Annotated in this window: 3 protein-coding genes; all 3 read left to right on the top strand. The window is 49.4% G+C overall.

Annotated elements, in window-relative coordinates; all coding sequences use genetic code 11:
• Positions 1–56 precede the first annotated feature (56 nt).
• Positions 57–1,088, top strand: coding sequence for a ferrochelatase (gene hemH, locus WBV75_RS02035; protein ID WP_424118990.1), 1,032 nt, complete (start codon positions 57–59; stop codon positions 1,086–1,088).
• Positions 1,089–1,338: 250 nt separating this feature from the next.
• Complete coding sequence (gene ggt, locus WBV75_RS02030) at positions 1,339–3,030, top strand: gamma-glutamyltransferase (RefSeq protein ID WP_424118989.1); 1,692 nt, start codon at positions 1,339–1,341, stop codon at positions 3,028–3,030.
• Between the two features lie 82 nt (positions 3,031–3,112).
• Positions 3,113–3,440: MATE family efflux transporter (locus WBV75_RS02025; RefSeq protein ID WP_424118988.1), on the top strand; the 328-nt coding region annotated here is incomplete at its 3' end.

Genomic DNA, 3,440 nt, shown 5'->3' with positions numbered 1-3,440 from the left:
TGAAACCGTATTTTTGTAGGGCTTCATTCAACCCAACTTAAAAAGAACTAGTTTTCATGAAAGGTGTACTACTGGTAAACCTGGGATCTCCGGACAGCCCAACAGCAAAAGATGTCAAGCCCTATCTGGATGAGTTTCTAATGGACGAGCGTGTGATCGACGCCCCCAAATGGTTGAGAACGATTCTGGTTCGGGGAGTTATCCTGCAGACCCGGCCCAAAAAATCGGCCAAAGCCTATCAAAAAATATGGTGGGAGGAGGGATCCCCCCTGATCGTGATTTCGGAGCGATTTCTCCATAAAGTTCGCTCCAAAACGGACTTGCCGGTCGCTTTGGGAATGCGCTATGGATCTGGTTCCATTGAAGAAGGCCTGAAGGAATTAAGCGATCAGGGAGTCGATGACGTTCTGCTGGTCCCTTTGTATCCGCACTACGCCATGAGTTCTTATGAGACGGTAGTTGTAAAGACTCTGGAAATCCAGCAGGAGAAATTTCCACAAATGGGAATTACAACCTTGCCGGCTTTTTATAAAACCCCTGGCTATATAAAGGTGCTGGCAGATTCCATACAAGACCATTTAAAAGATTTCGAATACGACCATGTGCTGTTTTCGTATCACGGGATTCCGGAACGCCATATACGAAAATCAGACCCTACCCGCTTCCATTGTAAAATTGACGGCACATGCTGTTCCGTTAACTCTGTGGCCCATAACAGTTGTTACAGGCACCAGTGTTACGATACTACGGAGCGGATCGTTCAAACCCTTGGCCTGCCCCGGGATAAAGTGAGTTCCTCCTTTCAAAGCAGGTTGGCAGGAGATCCGTGGCTCAAACCCTATACAGATTACGATTTTAAGCGGCTGGCTGAAGAGGGCAAGACCCGACTGGCAGTGATTACCCCTGCCTTTGTCAGTGACTGCCTGGAGACCCTGGAAGAAATTGCCATGGAGGGCAAAGAAGAATTCCTGGAAGCCGGGGGTTCGGAGTACATTCATATTCCCTGCCTGAACGACCGGGAAGACTGGGTTGCCCTGATGGGAGAGTGGATTGGCCAATGGGCTGAAACCGATGCCCTCCCGGTGTGAAATGATCTGACGGGAGGTGATTGGTTTTTGCGGGATTTGCGCTTATCTTGAATATGGGCGGGAGGGGGATCCCTTTTTTCCATAACGTAGCGGTTTTCCCGATGAAATAGCATTAAACACATATGGGGTTTCCCCATAAAAAGATCGAAAATCAATCACATATGAAATGAGCCATAACAATTCTTGATACCAACCGAGATGGTTATTGGCGAATTACATCTGACCTATTAAAAACAATAAAAATAAACAGATGAAACCCTTTACCACTGCACTTCTTTTTATGGCCGGAATGGTTCTGGTCTCAGGACAGGATCGGATTTCCGGAGCGGAGTTCGCCACGCGGTCTGAGGTCCTCGCCCAAAAAGGAATGGTGGCTACCAGTCACCCTTTAGCCACCCAGATAGGCCTTGATATTCTTAAGAGCGGTGGCACCGCTATCGATGCTGCCATTGCAGCCAATGCGGCACTCGGGCTCATGGAACCAACAGGCAGCGGTATTGGAGGAGATCTCTTCGCCATTGTATGGGATGCAAATTCGAAAAAACTGCATGGCCTTAACGCCAGCGGACGGTCTCCAAAATCGTTAACGCTAAGCGAATTCAAAAAGAAAGGGCTCCAAAAAATCCCATCTTTCGGCCCACTGCCCGTGAGTGTGCCTGGGGCCGTAGATGGCTGGTTCGAATTGCATTCCAAATTTGGCAAACTACCAATGGCAGATTTGCTTGCACCTTCTATTCGCTATGCCGAAGAGGGATTCCCCCTGACCCAATTAATCGCCTGGTACATGAACCGTACCATCCCCTTCTTCCAGGGCCGGGAATTCCCAAACATCAAAGAGACCTATTTAGACCAGAACGGAGGACAACTCCCCCGGGAAGGAAGTATCTATAAAAACCCGTTTCTTGCACAGACCTATCGCAGGATTGCCGAAGGAGGGCGGGAGGCTTTTTATCAAGGTGAAATCGCCGAGACCATTGCTAGCTTTATCCAAAGTCAGGGCGGCTATCTGACCACCGCTGATTTAAAAGCCCATAGTTCGGAATGGGTGACTCCCCTTTCAGTGAATTACAGAGGATACGACATATGGGAACTCCCACCCAATGGGCAGGGAATTGCAGCCCTTCAAATGCTTCAAATCCTGGAAGGTTATGACTTTTCAGCTATTGAATTTGGCAGTGCGCAGCACCTGCACCTCTTCACGGAAGCCAAAAAACTGGCTTTTGAGGATCGGGCAAAGTATTATGCAGATCCGGATTTTGTTCAAATCCCTGCAAAAACGCTGCTTTCGGATGCCTATGCCGAAAAAAGACGGGGGCAAATTGGTGATAAAGCCGGGGTCTACAGCGCAGGTGAAATCAGTGCCGGGGAGACGATATACATGACGGTGGCCGACCAGTACGGTAACATGATCTCCCTGATTCAGAGTAATTACCGGGGCATGGGATCGGGCATGGTCCCCCCGGACCTTGGGTTTATGCTTCAGGACAGGGGGGAATTGTTTAGTCTGCAGGAAGGACAGGCGAACACCTACGCCCCCGGAAAACGGCCTTTTCACACCATTATTCCCGCATTTATCACCAAAGATGGAATTCCCTGGGTGAGTTTTGGCGTTATGGGAGGGGATTTTCAACCCCAGGGCCATACTCAAATTGTGATGAACCTGATCGATTTCGGAATGAATCTACAGGAAGCAGGAGATGCCCCGAGATGGGATCATACCGGAGGCTCTTCTCCCACAGGCGAGGGGCCGGGTGCGGGTGCAGTCCGTATTGAGTCCGGAATTCCTTACAAAACAATACGTGGCCTCATGGACCGTGGACATCAGGTACGCTATGCAAGAGGGGTTTACGGAGGGTACCAGGCGATACTTTGGGATGCTGCAGAAGGCGTGTATCATGGAGCTTCTGAGAGCCGCAAAGACGGGCAGGCCGCCGGGTATTAAACCCCACGTGGATTTCAATGACCCTCGGTTCACCATAGAAATATAACTAGCTCAGGCCATGCATTCAATTCTTTCTTAAACCATGTCAGGCGTATCTTCAGAAGAACTGGGCACCCAACCTATCGGGAAATTATTGATTCAGCAAGCCGTTCCTGCTTCTATTGGAATTCTGGTGATGAGCTTGAACATCCTGGTGGATACCATTTTTGTGGGAAATTGGATTGGGCCCATCGCCATTGCCGCTATCAATGTAGTGCTGCCGGTTTCGTTCTTTATTGCCGCCCTGGGAATGGCTATCGGAATCGGGGGAAGTAGTATTATTTCGCGAGCCCTTGGAGCTAATCAGAATGAGAAAGCCCTTAAAACATTCGGAAATCAGATTACCCTAACCCTCTTGGTAACCTGTGGCA

This window comes from Robiginitalea sp., assembly GCF_049588695.1.
Lineage (GTDB): Bacteria > Bacteroidota > Bacteroidia > Flavobacteriales > Flavobacteriaceae > Robiginitalea.
The sequence above is the reverse complement of the archived record's forward strand: the minus strand, read 5'-3'. Positions and strand labels throughout refer to the sequence as shown.